The organism is Massilistercora timonensis, from assembly GCF_048354975.1.
Lineage (GTDB): Bacteria > Bacillota > Clostridia > Lachnospirales > Lachnospiraceae > Massilistercora > Massilistercora timonensis.
The window spans coordinates 1-18,586 of record NZ_DBGCJQ010000017.1 but is presented as its reverse complement, the minus strand read 5'-3'; the positions used below and the strand labels follow the sequence as shown (position 1 = coordinate 18,586).

19 protein-coding genes and 1 pseudogene are annotated in these 18,586 nt (G+C 53.0%); 5 read left to right on the top strand and 15 right to left on the bottom strand.

The window, feature by feature from the left end:
- Positions 1-1,242 (bottom strand): DUF512 domain-containing protein (locus tag ACML7B_RS01280; RefSeq protein WP_418539004.1); only part of this gene is annotated, 1,242 nt, incomplete at its 3' end.
- Between the two features lie 148 nt (positions 1,243-1,390).
- Between ACML7B_RS01280 and ACML7B_RS01275 the strand changes: the two genes are divergently transcribed.
- From ACML7B_RS01275 to ACML7B_RS01265, 3 genes are read left to right on the top strand one after another with little or no spacing between them, the layout of a single operon-like run.
- Positions 1,391-2,572 (top strand): ribose-phosphate pyrophosphokinase, encoded by a 1,182-nt coding sequence (locus ACML7B_RS01275; RefSeq protein WP_418539002.1) that lies wholly within the window; start codon positions 1,391-1,393, stop codon positions 2,570-2,572.
- Positions 2,573-2,586: 14 nt separating this feature from the next.
- Positions 2,587-3,228 (top strand): DNA-3-methyladenine glycosylase family protein, encoded by a 642-nt coding sequence (locus ACML7B_RS01270; RefSeq protein WP_106788539.1) that lies wholly within the window; start codon positions 2,587-2,589, stop codon positions 3,226-3,228.
- Positions 3,229-3,230: 2 nt separating this feature from the next.
- Complete coding sequence (locus ACML7B_RS01265; protein WP_418539001.1) at positions 3,231-3,722, top strand: methylated-DNA--[protein]-cysteine S-methyltransferase; 492 nt, start codon at positions 3,231-3,233, stop codon at positions 3,720-3,722.
- A gap of 12 nt (positions 3,723-3,734) precedes the next feature.
- Here the strand turns inward: ACML7B_RS01265 and ACML7B_RS01260 are convergent, their stop codons facing one another.
- The 4 genes from ACML7B_RS01260 to ACML7B_RS01245 all read right to left on the bottom strand — a co-directional run bounded on the left by ACML7B_RS01260 (position 3,735) and on the right by ACML7B_RS01245 (position 5,973).
- Complete coding sequence (locus tag ACML7B_RS01260; RefSeq protein ID WP_418539000.1) at positions 3,735-4,724, bottom strand: alpha/beta hydrolase; 990 nt, start codon at positions 4,722-4,724, stop codon at positions 3,735-3,737.
- A gap of 108 nt (positions 4,725-4,832) precedes the next feature.
- Complete coding sequence (locus ACML7B_RS01255) at positions 4,833-5,066, bottom strand: hypothetical protein (RefSeq protein WP_418538999.1); 234 nt, start codon at positions 5,064-5,066, stop codon at positions 4,833-4,835.
- Entirely contained in the window at positions 5,051-5,431 is a 381-nt protein-coding gene (locus ACML7B_RS01250) for a hypothetical protein (protein ID WP_418538998.1), read from the bottom strand. The genes ACML7B_RS01255 and ACML7B_RS01250 overlap by 16 nt, the downstream gene beginning before the upstream one ends.
- Positions 5,432-5,640: 209 nt before the next feature.
- The gene (locus ACML7B_RS01245) at positions 5,641-5,973 is read right to left on the bottom strand and encodes a winged helix-turn-helix transcriptional regulator (protein ID WP_106788542.1); all 333 of its coding nucleotides are present in this window, start codon (positions 5,971-5,973) and stop codon (positions 5,641-5,643) included.
- 132 nt (positions 5,974-6,105) lie between these two features.
- Between ACML7B_RS01245 and ACML7B_RS01240 the strand changes: the two genes are divergently transcribed.
- Positions 6,106-6,672, top strand: a complete 567-nt coding sequence (locus ACML7B_RS01240; RefSeq protein WP_106788543.1) for a flavin reductase family protein — start codon at positions 6,106-6,108, stop codon at positions 6,670-6,672.
- A gap of 52 nt (positions 6,673-6,724) precedes the next feature.
- Positions 6,725-7,633, top strand: a complete 909-nt coding sequence (locus ACML7B_RS01235; protein WP_418538997.1) for a LysR family transcriptional regulator — start codon at positions 6,725-6,727, stop codon at positions 7,631-7,633.
- Here ACML7B_RS01235 and ACML7B_RS01230 read toward each other — a convergent pair.
- The 10 genes and pseudogenes from ACML7B_RS01230 to ACML7B_RS01185 form a co-directional block, all read right to left on the bottom strand.
- On the bottom strand, positions 7,620-8,135 hold the full coding sequence (locus tag ACML7B_RS01230; protein WP_418538996.1) for a nitroreductase family protein: 516 nt from the start codon (positions 8,133-8,135) through the stop codon (positions 7,620-7,622). The genes ACML7B_RS01235 and ACML7B_RS01230 overlap by 14 nt on opposite strands.
- Before the next feature lie 83 nt (positions 8,136-8,218).
- Complete coding sequence (locus ACML7B_RS01225) at positions 8,219-9,211, bottom strand: helix-turn-helix domain-containing protein (protein WP_418538995.1); 993 nt, start codon at positions 9,209-9,211, stop codon at positions 8,219-8,221.
- Between the two features lie 137 nt (positions 9,212-9,348).
- Positions 9,349-10,788 (bottom strand): polysaccharide deacetylase family protein, encoded by a 1,440-nt coding sequence (locus ACML7B_RS01220; RefSeq protein WP_418538994.1) that lies wholly within the window; start codon positions 10,786-10,788, stop codon positions 9,349-9,351.
- Positions 10,789-10,898: 110 nt separating this feature from the next.
- The gene (locus ACML7B_RS01215; protein ID WP_106788548.1) at positions 10,899-12,062 is read right to left on the bottom strand and encodes a phosphoglycerate dehydrogenase; all 1,164 of its coding nucleotides are present in this window, start codon (positions 12,060-12,062) and stop codon (positions 10,899-10,901) included.
- Between the two features lie 2 nt (positions 12,063-12,064).
- Entirely contained in the window at positions 12,065-13,147 is a 1,083-nt protein-coding gene (gene serC, locus ACML7B_RS01210; RefSeq protein WP_418538993.1) for a 3-phosphoserine/phosphohydroxythreonine transaminase, read from the bottom strand.
- A gap of 45 nt (positions 13,148-13,192) precedes the next feature.
- The gene (ilvB, locus tag ACML7B_RS01205; protein ID WP_346708614.1) at positions 13,193-14,872 is read right to left on the bottom strand and encodes a biosynthetic-type acetolactate synthase large subunit; all 1,680 of its coding nucleotides are present in this window, start codon (positions 14,870-14,872) and stop codon (positions 13,193-13,195) included.
- A gap of 33 nt (positions 14,873-14,905) precedes the next feature.
- The gene (ilvD, locus tag ACML7B_RS01200) at positions 14,906-16,579 is read right to left on the bottom strand and encodes a dihydroxy-acid dehydratase (RefSeq protein WP_418538992.1); all 1,674 of its coding nucleotides are present in this window, start codon (positions 16,577-16,579) and stop codon (positions 14,906-14,908) included.
- Between the two features lie 26 nt (positions 16,580-16,605).
- Complete coding sequence (gene leuB, locus ACML7B_RS01195) at positions 16,606-17,688, bottom strand: 3-isopropylmalate dehydrogenase (protein WP_346708616.1); 1,083 nt, start codon at positions 17,686-17,688, stop codon at positions 16,606-16,608.
- Between the two features lie 121 nt (positions 17,689-17,809).
- Positions 17,810-18,241 (bottom strand): cytidine deaminase, encoded by a 432-nt coding sequence (locus ACML7B_RS01190; RefSeq protein ID WP_418538991.1) that lies wholly within the window; start codon positions 18,239-18,241, stop codon positions 17,810-17,812.
- A gap of 12 nt (positions 18,242-18,253) precedes the next feature.
- Positions 18,254-18,586: pseudogene (locus ACML7B_RS01185) on the bottom strand (purine-nucleoside phosphorylase); the annotation flags it as partial.

The window sequence follows — 18,586 nt, the reverse complement described above, 5'->3', positions numbered from 1 at the left end:
CTCTTCCACCTGGGAGAGAGTCACGTCGTCCAGGAAGACTTCCTCCCCGCTGCGGAACATATTGCAGGGAAGTAAAAGCCGCTCGCCCAAAGAACGTCCCTTTAACTGCGCCATCAGATCCTGCCCGGTGATCAGGCCGGACACGGTAATCGATTCCCCGAAGAAATCGTTGCGGATAGGGCACACCTCCACTTCCGTCCGGGGATACTTCTCCTTAAGCTTCTCTGTAAGCTTCCGGATATAGGGGCCCGCAAGCCGCCCCGTGGCGATGGTCACCTTGCGCCCTTTCTCATCTCCCGGCAGCGCCTCGTATGCCTGGTCAAATTCCTGCTTCAGAAGCCGCAGCATCCCCACGCCGTTCTCCAGCTGAAGATACCCGTCGTACCGCTCTTCCTCCGGCAGCTCCTCCCCTGCCAGAAGATACCACTCGTCACTGGCATGGATGAAATGCAGCCCCTGCTCCCGGACAAACTTCTGCTGCCAGCGGTGGATGGTCTCCAGCACCTTCCTGGCCTCTTCCTTGTCAAAGGGCTCCAGGGGATACAGTCCTTCCCGGAATCTGGTAAGCCCCGCCGGCACCACCGACACACTCTCCAGCACCGGCAGATACCGGGACAGATCCCGGATGGTCCGCTCCAGCTCTTCGCCGTCGTTGATCCCCCTGCACAGTACGATCTGCCCGTTCATGTGGATCCCGTGCTCATAGAGGGTGTCCACCTTCTTAAGCGCCTCTCCCGCGAACCGGTTGTGGAGCATCTTACAGCGAAGCTCCGGATTGGTGGTATGAAAGGAAATATTAATAGGCTCCAGGTGATACCTTGCGATCCGCTCAATGTCGTGGTCGCTCATATTGGTCAGGGTGATATAATTCCCCTGCAGAAAAGAAAGCCGGGAATCATCGTCTTTGAAGTACAGCGTCTCCCGCATGCCTTTTGGCATCTGATCGATAAAACAGAACATACATTTATTTCTGCAGGAGCGGTATTCATCCATCAGGCCCTGCTCGAATTCCAGGCCCAGATCTTCCTCATAATCCTTCTCAATCTCCAGCTCCCACTCTTCCCCGTTTTCCTTCTCCACCAGAAGAGTCAGGAACTCGTCGTTTACATAGTAATGATAATCAAATACGTCCTCGATCTCCTGCCCGTTGATGGCAAGAAGGACATCCCCCGGCTTCAGTTCCAGCTCGCTGGCAATACTGTCCGGCTTCACTTCACTGATCTTGTGTCCCCGCTTCGTCATTTTCTTCGTTCCTTTCTTCATTCTTTACTATTATAACGTACCCGGGAAAAATAGTCCATGTAAAACATTGACCTTGTGCCCGGAATAGTGATATAAATATTGTATTGAAGATTTTACTATCAACACAGGAAATATTTAGGAGACAACCATGGCAAATACAAAACTGATGGAAGAAGCGTTCCCCGTAGCGCCCCTTAAGATCGCGGCTTTGGAGAGCTGCCGGGAACTTGGAAAAAAGGTGAACGACTATATCGTAGATTTCCGCAGGAACAGGGCAAATGATTCCCTGGACTCCCCGCTTTTCTGCAACTATCAGATGGACAACTATCTGCTGGATTTCCAGTGCCCCCGCTTTGGCACCGGAGAAGCAAAAAGCGTTTTAAATGAGTCTGTCCGTGGAAAAGACCTGTTTCTCATGGTGGATGTGTGCAACTACAGCCTTACCTACACCGTTAACGGACATGTGAACCATATGTCCCCGGACGATCATTATCAGGATCTTAAACGGGTCATCTCCGCCGCCAACGGCAAGGCCCACCGGCTGAATGTGATCATGCCCTTCCTGTATGAGAGCCGACAGCACAAAAGGACCAAGCGGGAGTCTCTGGACTGCGCCCTGGCGCTGCAGGAACTGGTGGATATGGGTGTCAGCAACATCATCACCTTTGACGCCCACGACCCACGGGTCCAGAATTCCATCCCCCTCCACGGGTTTGACAATTTTAATCCCCCTTATCAGTTCATGAAGGCTCTTCTGCGGGCGGAACCGGATCTTCCCGTGGACAAGGAGCACCTGATGATCGTAAGCCCGGATGAAGGCGCCATGCACCGCGCCGTTTACTTTTCCAATGTTCTGGGCGTCAACATGGGTATGTTCTACAAACGCCGGGATTACTCCACCGTGGTAAACGGCAAGAACCCCATCGTCGCCCATGAATTCCTGGGGGAAGACATCCAGGGAAAACATGTGATCATCGTGGACGATATGATCTCCTCCGGAGAAAGTATGCTGGATGTGGCAAGACAGATCAAGAACCGGGGCGCGGGACGGGTTTTCGTCTGCACCACCTTTGGCCTTTTCACAGAAGGCTTTGATAAATTTGACGAGTACTATGAGAAAGGCTACATCGACCGGGTCATCACCACCAACCTGACCTACCTTCCGCCGGAAGCCAAAGAAAAGCCTTACTTTGTAGTGGCCGATATGAGCAAGTTTATCGCGCTCATCATCGACTCCTTCAACCATGACGTGACCATGAGCCATGTACTCAATCCTACCGACCGGATCCACGCACTGCTGGAGAAGCAGAAGAACCGGATCTCCTTTTAGCAGGAGGTAGGACAATGTATTTCCAATATGGCTCCCGTGAAACCGAATATCTGAAAAGCAGGGACAAAGCCCTGGGTGAAGTGATCGACCGGATCGGACCCGTCTTTCGGGAAACCGATCCGGATCTTTTCTCCTCTGTGGTCCATCACATCGTGGGACAGCAGATCTCAACCAAGGCCCAGGCCACTATCTGGGCAAGAATGAAAGAACAATTAGGAGAAGTAACCCCGGCGACCATCGCCGCGGCTCCGGCCGCCCGGCTTCAGTCCGCCGGCATCTCATTTCGCAAGGTGGAATATATCCGGGATTTCGCCGCAAAGGTACAAAGCGGCGCCCTGGACCTGCAGGAGATCTCCCGTCTTCCGGACGATCAGGCCATAAAGGCTCTCGCATCCCTCAAGGGGATCGGCGTGTGGACGGCTGAGATGATCCTGCTTTTCTGTCTCCAGAGGCCTGATATCCTGAGCTTTGACGACCTGGCCATCCAGCGGGGGCTCAGAATGGTCTACCATCACAGAAGTATCGACCGGAAACGGTTTGAGAAGTACCGCAGACGGTTCAGCCCCTGCGGCAGTGTTGCCAGCCTGTATCTCTGGGCCGTGGCCGGAGGCGCTATCCCGGAGATGAAAGACTACGCCCCCAAACGGAGGAAATAATCATGCAGTACATAAGCCATTACTCTTCTCCCCTTGGCAAGATCCTCCTTGCCGCAGACCACAGCGGCCTTACCGGCCTGTGGTTTGAAGGCCAGAAGTATTTCGCCCTGGGGCTTGAGGAAGAAACAAAAGAACAGGAACTTCCCGTATTCCAGGCGGCCCGGCGCTGGCTGGACATTTATTTTACAGGACAAAAGCCGGACTTCCAGGTTCCCCTCCACTTTCTGGGAACTCCTTTTCAGCGTCAGGTATGGGAGATCCTCTGTTCCATCCCTTACGGACAGACCACCACTTATGGCTCTATCGCAAAACAACTGGCCGCAGAAAAAGGCCTCCCGCATCTCTCCCCCCAGGCGGTGGGCGGCGCGGTCGGCCACAATAAGATCTCCATTATCGTTCCCTGCCACCGGGTTATAGGGGCAGACGGAAGCCTCACCGGGTATGCCGGCGGCGTCTGGAGAAAAGAAAAACTACTGACACTGGAACGTGCATGATCCCGGCGCCGCTTATTTCATTGCGTCCCGGATAAATGTCTCTATCTTATCAAACGGGATCACCTCCGTCTGGTCATAGAGATCCGTGTGTACGGCGTCCGGAATGATCAGCAGTTCCTTATTCCCCGCAAACGGATTGTCCCTTACCATATCTTCGTAGGCATCCCTGCTGAAATAGCAGGAATGAGCCTTCTCTCCATGGATCACAAGGACCGCACTGCGGATCTCATTGGAATAGCGCAGGATCGGCTGATTAAGAAAGGACATGCAGCCGGTCACGTTCCAGCCTCCGTTGGAGTTGAGGGAACGGGGATGATATCCTCTGTCCGTCTTATAATAAGCATAATAATCTTTTACAAAGAACGGGGCATCCTCCGGCAGCGGATTCACCACGCCGCCGCCCAGGGCATAGCTGCCGTTTTTGTAATCTTCGATACGCTGTGCGTTCCATGCCTTTTTCTTCTCATAGCGGGCGTCTGCAGAATCCTCGGAATCAAAATAACCTTTCGCATTTACACGGGTCATATCATACATGGTAGAAGTAACCGTAGCTCTGATCCTGGTGTCAAGAGCCGCTGCGTTCAGGGCCATTCCGCCCCAGCCGCAGATCCCGATAACGGCGATCTTCTCCGAGTCCACATTGTCCTGCACAGACAGGAAATCCACCGCCGCCTGAAAATCTTCGGTATTGATATCCGGAGAGGCCATATATCTTGGCTCCCCGCCGCTTTCTCCTGTGAAAGAAGGATCAAAGGCGATGGTCAGAAATCCCCGCTCCGCCATGGTCTGGGCGTAGAGTCCGGCCGCCTGCTCCTTCACCGCTCCAAAAGGCCCGCACACCGCGATGGCCGCCAGCCGCCCCTGCGCTCCTTTCGGCGCATAGAGATCCGCCGCCAGGGTAATGCCATACCGGTTGTGGAAAGTTACCTTCCGGTGATCCACTTTATCACTCTTGGGAAATGTTTTATCCCATTCTTCTGTTAATCTTAACTTTTCTTCCATTACAAAAGACCTCCCGTTATCCTGTTCTGATTCCATGGTAACTCGAAGGTCTTTAAATATCCAATGCTTTGTTTTTATTGTCTGATATGCCCTTCAGGCATAGCATGATCACTCCTGCGTCTGCGACTGCAGTTTCTTTACCAATTCCCAGATGGTCTCTTCTGTCTCTTCCAGGGCCTCTGCGATCTCGGGAACAGCAATTCCTCTGGCAAGCTTTTTCTCCACAAGCTGCAGTAAGATCTGCTCTCTTCCTTGTTCGATTCCTTGTTCGATTCCCTGTTCGATTCCCAACTCTTCCACATAATCACTTAAGTTGCACATCTGGTTCAACTCCTCTCCCATTGTTTTGCTTTCCATCGGTATGGCAAATTCTTGATCCGTTCCTCCCGGGATTTAAGATAGGCAGAAAAACGGATATCATAGTAAATCTCGCCCTCGCCGGGGACCGCATCCTCCTGCGCTTCTCCCCTGATTTTCTCCATTTCCCGCCGATTAGTCCAGCCAGGCACAACTCCTATCTCAGACACTTCAATGTCAGAACTGATACAGGACTTAATCTCATCCACGGACATATCTGCAAATTCTTCTGTCGCATACTTTAAGATCCATGCCAGAATAATCTTGTTAGAAAGAACCCTTTTGACCTTATCGTCATACTGGTTCTTACTTTCCGCCAGAGAAAGATCTCCGGCTAGTTCATTTTTCATAGGCTTCTTCCTTTCTTCATTATAACGAAATAATCTTTAGGTTACAAGCAGTTGATTTTGCCCCTGAAAATGAGGCTTTGGGAACTACCAGATTCTCTGACGGCGTAAGATATGGCGATACGCCTGCCGTCTTAGATAAAACAAATTTACCATACTTCTAACCCCAGAACAAGAGGCAATATAAAAACAGATTCATTCCCTCCATCTTCTTACATTCTGTTTTCTTCTCCCCAGACACACAACTGATCCAGGATCTTCATCAGGGATTTCCCTCTTTCGCTTAAGCAATATTCCACCTTGGGCGGAATCTGAGGATACTCTTTGCGCACAATAAGCTGGTCCGCTTCCAGTTCTTTCAGATTCATGCTCAGCGTCTTATCTGATATCTTTTTCAGATACCGCTTAAGTTCATTAAAACGAACTACCTGATACTCCATCAGGCAGTACAGGATCACCATCTTGTATTTTCCAGAGATCAGAGACATGGTGTAACTGAATCCTGTCTCTTCAAAATTTGCCTGTTCAATATAATTCTTTATCATTCTTACACTTTCCTTCAAGATAGTACCTTTCATTTATATCAGTACTTGATTTACTGTTTTCTACGACTATAATTGTAAGTAAAGACACTACAGGTGTCAATCCCAAAATAAAATTGGAAGGAGATATAAAAAATGAGAAAAGAACTGAATCTGACAGAAGGTATCTTCCCCATGCCGGTATTAATGGTCGCAACTTATAATGAAGACGGCAGTATCAACGTGATGAACGCTGCCTGGGGAACTATGCAGGAGCGGGGCAATGTGGCTCTAAACCTGACCGAGACTCATAAGACGGTCAAAAATATCAAGGCCCGCGGCGCATTTACCGTCAGCATCGCGGATGCCGCCCATGTAGTAGAAGCCGATTACTTTGGTGTGGAATCCGGCAACCGCACTGCAGATAAATTTGCGAACAGCGGTCTGACTGCAGCAAAATCCCCCGTTGTGGACGCGCCCGTTATCAACGAATTTCCTTTATGCCTGGAATGCAAGTTCCTGGAATATCAAACCAACGAATATGGGTGCGGTATAATTGGAAAAGTAGTCCGGATAACAGCAGATGAACGTGTTATGGAAGGAGATAAAGTCAATATGTCCCTGGTCAACGCCATCGCTTTTGACCCCTATACCCACGGCTACTATAAAGTCACTGAACGAGTCGGCGAAGCATTTAGGGATGGACTAAAGTTGAAAAAATAAATATACTTATGGTAGGATTAAATCCCTACATTCTGCCACAAGGAGGAACACTATGGAAATCCGCGTACTTCGCTACTTCCTTGCCGTAGCAAGAAAAGGCAGCATCACCGCCGCCGCAAACTATCTGCATCTCACCCAGCCCACCCTCTCCCGCCAGCTCAAAGATCTGGAGGAAGAACTGGGACAGACGCTTCTGATCCGCAAGAGCCACCGGGTGACTCTTACGCCGGAGGGCATGCTGCTGAGAAAACGTGCAGAGGAGATCATCGCCATGGTGGACAAGACCCAGTCCGAATTTGTCTCCCTGGGTAATACCGTCAGCGGCAATGTCTACATCGGCGGCGGAGAGACCCGGGTTATGGGCGAGATCGCCGCTGTGATCCGGGATATCCAGGCAGCATTCCCGACTATTCATTTCCACCTTCATAGCGGCAATGCCCAGGATGTAACAGAACGCCTGGACAAGGGGCTTCTGGACTTTGGTGTCCTGATCCAGCCGGCAGATCTTTCCAGATATCAGTCCCTCCAACTGAAAGGGAAAGACCAGTGGGGTGTACTCATGCCTAAGGACAGTCCCCTGGCAGCCAAAAAGGCAATCTATAAGAAAGATCTTTTAGACCTTCCCCTTATCTGCTCCCGCCAGGCCATTGCGCGCCACATAAGCGACAATGCATTCTCCCACTGGTTCGGAGAAGATTTTGAACGGCTGAATATTGTCAGCACCTTCAATCTCATCTATAATGCCGCCCTTCTGGTCGAAGCCGGGGCCGGTTATGCCATCAGCCTGGACGGTCTGACCGACACCTCCAGAGACAGTGCTCTCTGCTTCCGGCCTCTGTCTCCCAGACTGGAATCCCGGCTTGCCATTGTCTGGAAGAAGGACCAGGTCTTTTCCCCTGCCGCGCAGCTTTTCCTGGACAGGATCACAGATCTGTATCAGTCAGGATCTACAGATAGCTGACGGTCTCCGCAAGGTCTTTGCGCTTCCCGTGATTGGGCATGGGCCCCGCGCCTTCTGCCGGATACCCCAGGTCCAGGAGCATCAGCACTTCCTCATGGTCCGGAAGTCCGAATTCCCGGGCCGCCTCTTCCGGATCAAACAGGTTGAGCCAGCAACTCTCCACTCCTGCGTCCTTGGCCGCCAGCATAAGATGGGTGGCCACAATGGCCGCGTCCTCGATCCCGGAATCCCGTTTGCCTCCCGGATAAGTAAACACATTGTTCTTGTCAAAGGCAACCAGCAGCACCGTAGGCGCCCCATACCGGCACCGGGTCAGTTTATCGATCTTTGCAAGTCCCTCTTCTGACTGTACCACGTAAATATGCTGTTCCTGCAGGTTCTTGGCAGTGGGAGCCAGACGCCCCGCCTCCAGGATATGATCCAGCTTTTCTTTCTCAACCTGACGACTGCTGTCATAGTCCTTACAGGAATACCGCTCTCTTACAACTTCCATAAATTCCATTCTGCGCTTCCTCCTTTTTTCTTTCTGCCTTTATTATAATCCTGCCTTTCAGGAGATAAAAGAACTATTTTTCAGATCTCACTTTAGCGCTCCACCTGATTCCGGTAAATGCTGCTGACCACGCCCCACAGGATCCCTGCCACCGGCCAGATCACCCAGGTAATATGCCACTCCATAGTCAGAAAGCTGACCAGCAGATACACGGCCGTCACACAACCCCAGTAAATCCCGCTGATCCGTTTATTCTGCTTCTTGGCGATCCGGGTATAATCCCCCTCTTCCAGAAGAACCTGATAACCGTCCCAGATGATGCAGGTGCGCACGATGAGAAAGACTCCGGTTGCCACAAGGAACAGCAGCAGGCTGATCGCTCCGGTAAGCGCCATCACATTTTCCTCCCCGAATAACAGGATCATCAGAAAAATAGGGATACAGGAGGCCACGCACAGCGCTACTCCCGCCGCCAGCTCTATCACATGATTTCTCTCATATTTCTGTCTCCGGTCCCTTACCATGCCGTCCACTCCATAGGCCGTATCCAGCGCCTCCTTCTCCAGGAACTCATATTTCTCGTCATAATGGCCGGTGATCACAAAGATGGATACCGCCGCAACGATCAGAAGGATCAGGACGGCAGTTCCCAGAAGGGCTCCCTGGTCTTCTGTCAACGAGATCAGTCCTGCTTCCCCGGCTCCGGAAAGAAGAAGCAGAAATACCGGGGACATAATACATAAAAACACGCCAAAAGCGCATGGAACAGAAACCTTCTTACAATGAGCCAGGTAATCGTTGGCAAGTTCCATGGACACCGGCACCAGCTTCTCTCCTGTCTCGTCTGCGATTTTCTCATCTGCCGCCGGGTTTTTCTCCTCTTCTTCCATCTCGTCACGGAGAAGATAGTCTGTGCTGACGTCAAATAGTTCTGACAGCTTCAGGATCCGGTTCATATCCGGGACTGACAGCGCCCCCTCCCATTTGGAAATGGACTGACGGCTTACTCCCATTTTCTCCGCCAGTTCCTCCTGGGACCAGCCGGCCTTCTTTCGTAAATAAATAATTTTGTCTGCTAAGATCATATGCTTTCTCCTTCTGCCACACGGCCTCTCTTATGCCGTACTGGTCTTTGTAAAGGAAAGTATATCGTTTTGGGCGGTTGCATGCCAGCAACCGGACTTTACAATCCCGCAACCGGCGTGAAACCGCCCTTCATCTGTTAGAAATCTGTATATTTTTCTCCGTTCTCCAGCGTCACATTTTTATATGCCGCAAGTTCCGATACAGTCACCAGCTGATATCCCTTCTCCAGAAGCTTGGGGATCAGTTCGATGGCCGCGTCCACACTCTCTGTGTGGATATCGTGCATCAGGATGATATCTCCGTCGTCCACGTTCTTCATTACCATATCCACCGTTGTCCTGGCATTCCTGGTCTTCCAGTCCAGGGTATCGATATTCCACAGGATCAACGGCATGCCTGCATTCTTCCGCAGGGTGGAACTGATGGCTCCATAGGGCGGCCGCATCACGGTTGCCTCCTCCCCCACGATCTTCTTGATCTTGCTGTTGGTATCGCCGATCTGCTTCTTCACCCCGTCTGCGCTTAAGTTGGCAAGATTGGGATGGTCATAGGAATGATTCCCCAGCTCGCAGCCGATCTCCTTCATCTTCTTGATCTCATCCGGATAGGAGGCTACCTTCTGGCCCAGCATGAAGAAGGTGGCTTTCGCATCGTATTTCTCCAGCTGATCCAAAAGCTCCCCGGTCCGTTTCCCCGGCCCGTCGTCGAAGGTCAGGGCGATCACCGGACGGCTGGGATCGATCTTGCTGTCTTCCTTGGAGATCAGTTTTCCATCGTCCCCGAATTCACACATCATGGTTCCCAGATACACGGTCCCTACAGCCATCTTCCCGTCCTGGTGGAAATAATAGGTGCTGCCCTCGATCTCCTGCCAGCCGGTCACAGAAGCGCCTTTGCTTCCCAGATAATAGGTATCCCCATCCTTTTCCTGCCAGCCGGTCTGCATGACTCCGTTCTCGTCAAAACAGTACTGGCTTTCCCCAATGGTCTGCCAGCCGGTCACCTTCTCGCCTTCTTTGTCAAAATAATAGGTTTTTCCCAGGGAAACCACAAAATCACTGGTCACATAGCTGCCGTCGTACTTTTTGAACTTGGTGCCGTCCCAGTCTCCCACCGGATTCTTCACCTGAAATACTGCATCCTTCGTCTGGATCTGTACCAGTCCTACCCAGTCCTTCTCCAGCTTCTTCCTGATCTCTTCGTTCAGCACCACTTCCACCGGATACTCTCCCTCGGTGTCCGGGTCCGCCTCGCAGACCAGGGTATATCCTTCTCCGCTCTCCAGCTGTTTCGCCAGATCCTGAACCGTGAATCCCGAATCATCCAGCTTCCGATCCTTCTTGCTCTCCGTCTCCAGGGACACCTTGGCTTCCAGCGCCGGCATCTCTTCCCCCTGCAGGATGGATCCCCCTTTCGCGGAGATTTGGATCACCTCTCCCGGGGAGGAGGCGGTAGCTGTCTTCAGAAGGAAGGGCATGGAAAAACACAGCAAAAGAAGAGCAAAAACCTTCAGTACCGTTCTCGCTCTTCCTCTTCTTCGTCTCGTTTTGATCCCTTGTCTTCTCCCCTGTGTCATCTGTACGTCTCCCCTGTCTTTTCACTACCGACAGTATACTCTTTTTCGACAGATTTCGCAAGGAAGGTTCCATTTAGATTTTATTAAGTTTTGTTACCTTTTATTAAGATTTAATGAATGATCCGAACCCGCAGCACTTCTCCCACCTTGCGCAGGTCGTCCGCCACGCTTTCCGGCACGTCATCGTCGATATCGATCATGGTATAAGCGTACTCGCCCTTGCTCTTATTGCTCAGATCGGCGATATTCATATTGTCCCGGGCCAGGATCTTGGTAAACTGGCCGATCATATTGGGCACGTTGTGGTGCAAAAGCACGATCCTGGTAGTGTTGGCCTGCCTTCCCATCTCGCAGTTGGGATAATTCACCGAATTCGTGATATTTCCATTCTCCAGATAATCCCTCAGCTGCCGCACCGCCATTCTGGCGCAGTTGTCCTCTGACTCTCCGGTGGAGGCTCCCAGGTGAGGGATCACAATGGCCCCTTTTACGCCGGCGATCACCGGGGTCGGGAAGTCCGTCACATAGTGCTTCATCTGCCCGGATACCAGCGCGTCGATCACAGCCTCCTCATCCACCAGCACGTCCCTGGCGAAGTTGAGAAGGACTACGCCCTTCTTCATCAGACTGATGGCCTCCCGGTTGATCATGCCTTTTGTATCCTCAGTGGCCGGCACATGAACCGTAATGTAATCGCACTCTTTATAGATTTCATCCACGGAAGAGGCATGACGGATATTCCGGGACAGGTTCCAGGCGGATTTCACAGAGATGTAAGGATCGTATCCGTACACTTCCATCCCCAGATGGGTGGCTGCGTTGGCCACCAGCACCCCGATGGCTCCCAGACCGATCACACCCAGCTTTTTGCCGTCCAGCTCACAGCCGGCGAACTGTTTCTTGGCTTTCTCCGCGTCCTTGGCAATGTTGCCGTCTTCTTCATTTTCCTCCACCCAGTTGATACCGCCGATGATATCCCGGGAGGCAAGGAGCATGCCGGCGATCACCAGTTCCTTGACCCCGTTGGCGTTGGCTCCCGGTGTGTTGAAGACCACGATCCCTTCCTCGGTACACCGATCCAGGGGGATATTGTTGACACCTGCCCCCGCCCGGGCGATGGCCTTTAATTCTTTTCCAAATTCCATCTCATGCATGACAGCGCTGCGCACCAGGAGCGCATCCGCCTTCTCCGGTCCGCTGACCGGAACGTACTCTTCTGTGAATTCTTCCAATCCTACGTCGGAGATTGGATTTAAGCAGTGATAGTTAAACATGGCTATGCGTTCTCCTTCTCAAATTTTTTCATAAATGCAACCAGCGCTTCTACTCCCTCCATGGGCATGGCATTGTAAATGCTGGCCCTCATGCCGCCTACCGTCCGGTGGCCCTTCAGGTTGACAAGCCCTGCCGCCGCCGCTTCTTTGACAAACCGGGCGTCCAGGTCTTTGTCCCCTGTGACAAAGGGCACATTCATCAGAGAACGGTCTTTGGGGACTACCGTGCCCTTGAAAAGGCTGCTCTCGTCCAGATAGTCATAAAGGATCTTTGCTTTCTTCTCATTGTATTCTTTCATAGCTTCAAGGCCGCCCCGCTTCTTCAGCCACTGGAACACCTTGCCGCAGATATAGATGCCGTAAGTATTGGGCGTGTTATAGAGCGATCCCGCATCCATATGGGTTTTATAGGTCATCATGGTGGGGGTTCCCGGAAGCACATCCTCTGTGATCAGATCCTCCCGGATAATGGCGATGACCACGCCCGCCGGACCGATATTCTTCTGGACTCCGCCGTACACCAGACCGTACCTGGTCACATCCATGGGCTCGGAGAGGAAACAGGAGGATACATCCGCCACCAGCGTCTTCCCCTTCGTGTTAGGCAGTTCTTTAAACTTGGTCCCGTAGATGGTATTATTCTCACAGATATAGACATAATCCGCATCCGGAGAGATATCAAGATCGGAACAGTCCGGGATATAGGAGAAGGTCTGGTCTTCTGAGGACGCGATCACCCGCGCCTCTCCGTATTTCCCCGCCTCCTTGTATGCTTTCTTGGACCACTGGCCGGTAAGGATAAAATCCGCCTTCCGGTTCTTCATCAGATTCATGGGGATCATGGCAAACTGCAGGGACGCTCCCCCCTGCAGGAACAGCACCCGGTAGTTGTCCGGGATCCCTGCCAGTTCCCGAAGGTCTGCCTCCGCCTGGTCAATGATCTCCTGGAAGGAACAAGATCGATGACTCATCTCCATTACAGACATTCCAGTTCCCCGATAGTCCAACATCTCTTCGGATGCTTCCCGCAATACGTCTTCCGGCAGCACTGCCGGCCCAGCTGAAAAATTATACACTCTGCTCATCTGTCTCATTCCTCGCTTTCCTTGTTCTGCTTTTCTCTTCTGCTGTTACTTCTGCTGCTCCAGGTCCTTTCCGTCGAAAGCTTCACTAATAGCCGCTCCCGGCGCCACCATGGGCCACACTTTGTCATCGCTGCCGATCTGGCAGTCGATCACAATGGGTTTCCCCAGAGTCAGCGCCCGGGCAAACGCCTCTTTGAATTCTTCCTGGGTTGTCACCCGGACTCCTTCAGCCCCCAGGGCTTCCGCCAGCTTTACGAAATCCACATTGTCATTCAGCACGGTAGCGGAATACCGCTTCCCGTAGAAAAGATCCTGCCACTGGCGCACCATGCCAAGCACATGGTTGTTGATCACCACCTGGATCACCGGGATATTGTACCGGGCCGCCGTGGCGATCTCGTTCATGTTCATGCGGAAGCAGCCGTCTCCCGCGATGTTGACCACCGTCTTCTCCGGCCTGCCCACCTTGGCTCCAATGGAAGCCCCAAGACCATATCCCATGGTCCCCAAGCCACCGGAAGTCAGAAGAGTCCTTGGCTCTGTAAACTGATACATCTGCGCCGCCCACATCTGATGCTGTCCTACTTCTGTCACCACCAGGGCGTCTCCTTTAGTCTGACGGTAGATCTCTTCCACCACATAAGGTCCGGTGAGATGATCCTTTGCATATGCAAGGGGATATTTCTCCTTGTACTCCATGATCTTCTGGATCCACTCCGGATGGCTCTGGGGCTCCAGGCGCTGGTTCAGGATCTCCAGGATCACCTTGATATCCCCTACCACTCCTTCTGTGATCAGCACGTTCTTGTTCATCTCCGCCGCATCGATGTCAAACTGAAGGATCTTGGCATTCTTGGCGAACTTCTTCGCATTTCCGGTGACACGGTCGCTGAACCTTGCCCCCACCACGATCAGAAGATCACACTCGCTGACTCCGTAGTTGGAGGTCTTGGTCCCGTGCATGCCCAGCATTCCGGTATAAAGAGGGTCGGTTCCCGGGAACGCGCCCTTTCCCATCAGGGTATCGGTGACCGGAGCGTCCACCTTCCGGACAAACTCCCGCAGTTCCTGGCTGGCGCCAGAGAGGACTGCTCCGCCTCCCACGAAGATATATGGCTTTTTCGCTCTTTTGATCAGTTTCAATGCTGTCTCCAGGTCTTCCTCGCAGATCTCTCTGGAGGGCTCCACCGGCCGGATCTCTTTTGGCTCATACTCCGCCTGATTGGACGTCACATCCTTGGGGATATCGATCAGCACCGGCGCCGGCCGGCCGCTTCTTGCGATCACGAAAGCCTTGCGGATGGTATCCGCCAGATCCTTTACGTCTTTCACGATAAAGTTATGTTTGGTAATGGGCATGGTGATCCCGGCGATGTCGATCTCCTGGAAACTGTCCTTCCCAAGAAGGGATACCCCTACATTACAGGTGATGGCCACGATAGGGATGGAATCCATATATGCGGTGGCGATCCCCGTCACCAGGTTGGTGGCTCCCGGCCCGCTGGTGGCGAAGCAGACGCCCACCTTGCCGGTTGCCCTTGCATAGCCGTCCGCCGCATGGGCCGCCCCCTGCTCATGGGAAGTCAGGATATGGCGGATCTCATCGCTGTGCTTATACAGCTCGTCGTAGACATTCAGGATGGCGCCGCCCGGATAGCCGAACACTGTATCCACACCCTGCTCTTTCAGACACTCAATTACAATCTGTGCTCCTGTCAACTGCATACCTTTTTGTCTCCTGTTCTTACTTTCCAATCTCTATTTGTCCCCCGGCACTTCCAGGATGGCTCCCCGGTTCCCGGAAGTTACCATGGACGCGTATCTTGCCAGATAACCGGTGGTTACTTCCGGCTGTCTTGGCTTCCACTCACTTCTTCTTCTCTCCAGCTCTTCCTCGGACACATCCAGTTCCAGCTTCAGTCCGGGGATATCGATCTTGATAAGATCTCCTTCTTCTACCAGCGCGATCGGTCCGCCCACCGCTGCTTCCGGAGAGACATGGCCGATGGAGGCTCCTCTGGAAGCGCCGCTGAACCGTCCGTCTGTGATGAGGGCCACGCTGGAGCCAAGCCCCATGCCTGCGATGGCGGAGGTAGGATTGAGCATCTCCGGCATACCCGGGCCGCCTTTTGGTCCCACGTAGCGGATCACTACCACATCCCCTTCCTTGATCTTACCGCCCTTGATGGCTTCGATGGCGTCCTCCTCACAGTCAAAGACTCTGGCCGGTCCTTCGTGAACCAGCATCTCATCCACAACGGCGGAACGTTTGACCACGCTGCCGTCAGGGGCAAGATTCCCCTTCAGAACAGCCAGGCCGCCGGTCTCACTGTAGGGATGGTCGATGGGCCGGATCACTTCCGGATCCTTGTTCACTGCGTCTTTGATATTCTCGCCCACCGTTTTGCCGGTCACCGTCATACATTCCGTGTGCAGCAGTCCCTTTTTATTCAGCTCTGCCATCACCGCATACACACCGCCTGCCTCGTTCAGATCCTCAATGTAGGTAGGACCTGCCGGGGCCAGGTGGCAGAGGTTTGGCGTCCGCTCACTGATGCCGTTGGCGAAATCAATCTCGAAATCCATTCCCACCTCATGGGCGATGGCGGGAAGATGGAGCATACTGTTGGTAGAACAGCCAAGGGCCATATCCACCGTCAGGGCGTTCAGGATGGCTTCTTTGGTCATGATGTCTCTTGGACGGATGTTCTGCTCCCACAGCTTCATCACCTGCATGCCGGCCTGCTTGGCCAGACGGATCCTGGCGGAGTAGACCGCAGGGATGGTCCCATTTCCCCGAAGCCCCATTCCCAGCACTTCCGTCAGGCAGTTCATACTGTTGGCGGTATACATACCGGAACAGGAACCGCAGGTAGGACAGGTGTAATTCTCATACTCCAGAAGCTCTTCGTCGGTGATCTTGCCCGCCGCGTTGGCTCCCACTGCCTCAAACATACTGGACAGGCTGGTCTTCTTTCCCTTCACATGGCCGGCCAGCATAGGACCGCCGCTGACGAAGATGGTGGGCACGTTGATCCGGGCCGCTGCCATCAGAAGTCCGGGCACGTTCTTGTCACAGTTGGGCACCATCACCAGGGCGTCAAACTGATGGGCCATAGCCATGGCCTCTGTGGAATCCGCGATCAGATCCCGGGTCACCAGAGAATATTTCATCCCGATATGTCCCATGGCGATGCCGTCGCACACCGCGATGGCCGGAAATACGATGGGTGTCCCCCCTGCCATGGCTACTCCCTGCTTGACTGCCTCCACGATCTTATCCAGATTCATATGGCCGGGAACGATCTCATTATAGGAGCTGACGATCCCTACCAGGGGCCGCTCCATCTCCTCCTGGGTCAGGCCCAGAGCGTTAAACAATGAACGGTGAGGGGCCTGCTGTTTGCCCTTTGTCACGGTATCACTTCTCATAGTATCCATCCTCCTTTGGTATCTGACTAAATGCGATCTGCGATCCGATCGCCCATTTCCTTCGTTCCGATCTGTGTCTTTCCATCCGACATGATGTCGATGGTCCGGTATCCCTCTTCCAGCACCTTTGCCACCGCCTGCTCAATGGCGTCCGCCTCCTGGTCCAGGTCGAAGCTGAACCGCAGCATCATGGCTGCCGAGAGAATGGTGGCGATGGGGTTGGCGATGCCTTTTCCTGCAATATCCGGCGCAGAGCCGCCGCTTGGCTCATAGAGGCCGAACTTGGTCTCGTTTAAGCTGGCGCTGGCCAGCATTCCGATGGAACCGGTGACCATGCTGGCTTCGTCTGAGAGAATGTCGCCGAACATGTTCTCGGTCAGGATCACGTCGAACTGTCTGGGATCCTTCACCAGCTGCATGGCACAGTTGTCCACCAGCATATGCTCCAGGGTCACATCCGGGTAATCCGCTGCCACTTCTTCCACCACTTTGCGCCACAGCCGGGAAGAATCCAGCACATTTGCTTTGTCTACGCTGGTGACCTTTCCTCTCCGCTTCCTGGCGATATCGAAGCCCCGCTTCGCGATCCGGCGGATCTCCTGTTCATTATATGTAAGGGTATCGTAAGCGGTGACAACGCCGTCCACCTCTTCCGTCTTCCTCTCTCCAAAGTACAGTCCTCCGGTCAGCTCCCGCATGATCATCATGTCAAAACCGCCCCGGGTGATCTCCTCCTTCAGAGGACAGGCTCCTTTCAGTTCCTCATAGAGCACCGCAGGCCGAAGGTTGGCGAACAGGTTTAACTCCTTGCGGATCTTTAAGAGGCCCGCCTCCGGTCTCTTGGATGGCTCCAGCTGATACCAGGGAGATGTTTTGGCGTCTCCTCCGATGGATCCCATCAGCACCGCGTCGCAGGCTTTCGCCTGCCGGATGGTCTCGTCCGTAAGCGGGATCCCGTGTACATCGATGGAAGCGCCCCCCATCAGAAGCTGGGTATATTCACAGGTGTGTCCGTAGACTTCCGCCACCTTATCCAGGACTTTCATGGCCTCTGTCACGATCTCCGGGCCAATCCCGTCTCCTTTGATCACTCCGATTTTCAGGTTCATAACTCTCTTCCTTCCCGTTTTGCATTTAGACAAAAATCTATAAAATTTATATTATCGTATTTTTCTGCATGTTTCAAGACTTTAATACGCTAAAATATTTTTCAGATTTCTTATATTTTGTCTATTTTTTCAAATTTCCAGGGCCAAACCCCAGCGGCAGCAGCTCCTCCAGGGTGTGGATCTCCCATTTTCCTTCTTCTGTGGCAAGAATAATGGGAAACCGGGCAGGATCACAGAATTCCATCAAAACCTGCCGGCACACGCCGCAGGGCGGGCACAGTTCCAGACATCCCGCCTCAGCTCCGCCTATGATGCAAAGAGCCGCAAATTCCCGCTCTCCTTCGCTGACCGCCTTGAACACCGCCGTGCGCTCCGCGCAGTTTCCAGGGCTGTAGGCAGCATTCTCCACATTACAGCCGGTAAAGATCCTGCCGCTCTTGGTCAGAAGCGCCGCCCCTACCTTAAAATGAGAATAAGGGGCGTAAGCATGCTCCCGCCCCTCTTTCGCCTTTCGGATCAGTTCTTCTACCGGTAATCTCTCCTTCACGTCCATACCCGTTCCTCCTTACAGCTCCAGCGCGATCTCCATCATCTGGGTAAAGCTGGTCTCCCGCTCTCTGGCGTCAAGAGCCTGCTCTTTGAAGAGGTGATCGGAGATGGTAAGGATACACAGCGCCTTCTTTCCTGCCCGGGCAGCGTTCATATAGAGGGCCGCAGCCTCCATCTCCACAGCCAGCACGCCCATCCTGCGCCACTTCTCGTTGACACTGTCGTCATCGTTATAGAAAATGTCGGAAGAAAGGATATTCCCCACTTTCACGCCATTTGCATTAACCCCCTCATCTTTGGTAAATACTGCAAACGTACCACCATTTTCTCCACCACCAGTAGCGGTAAA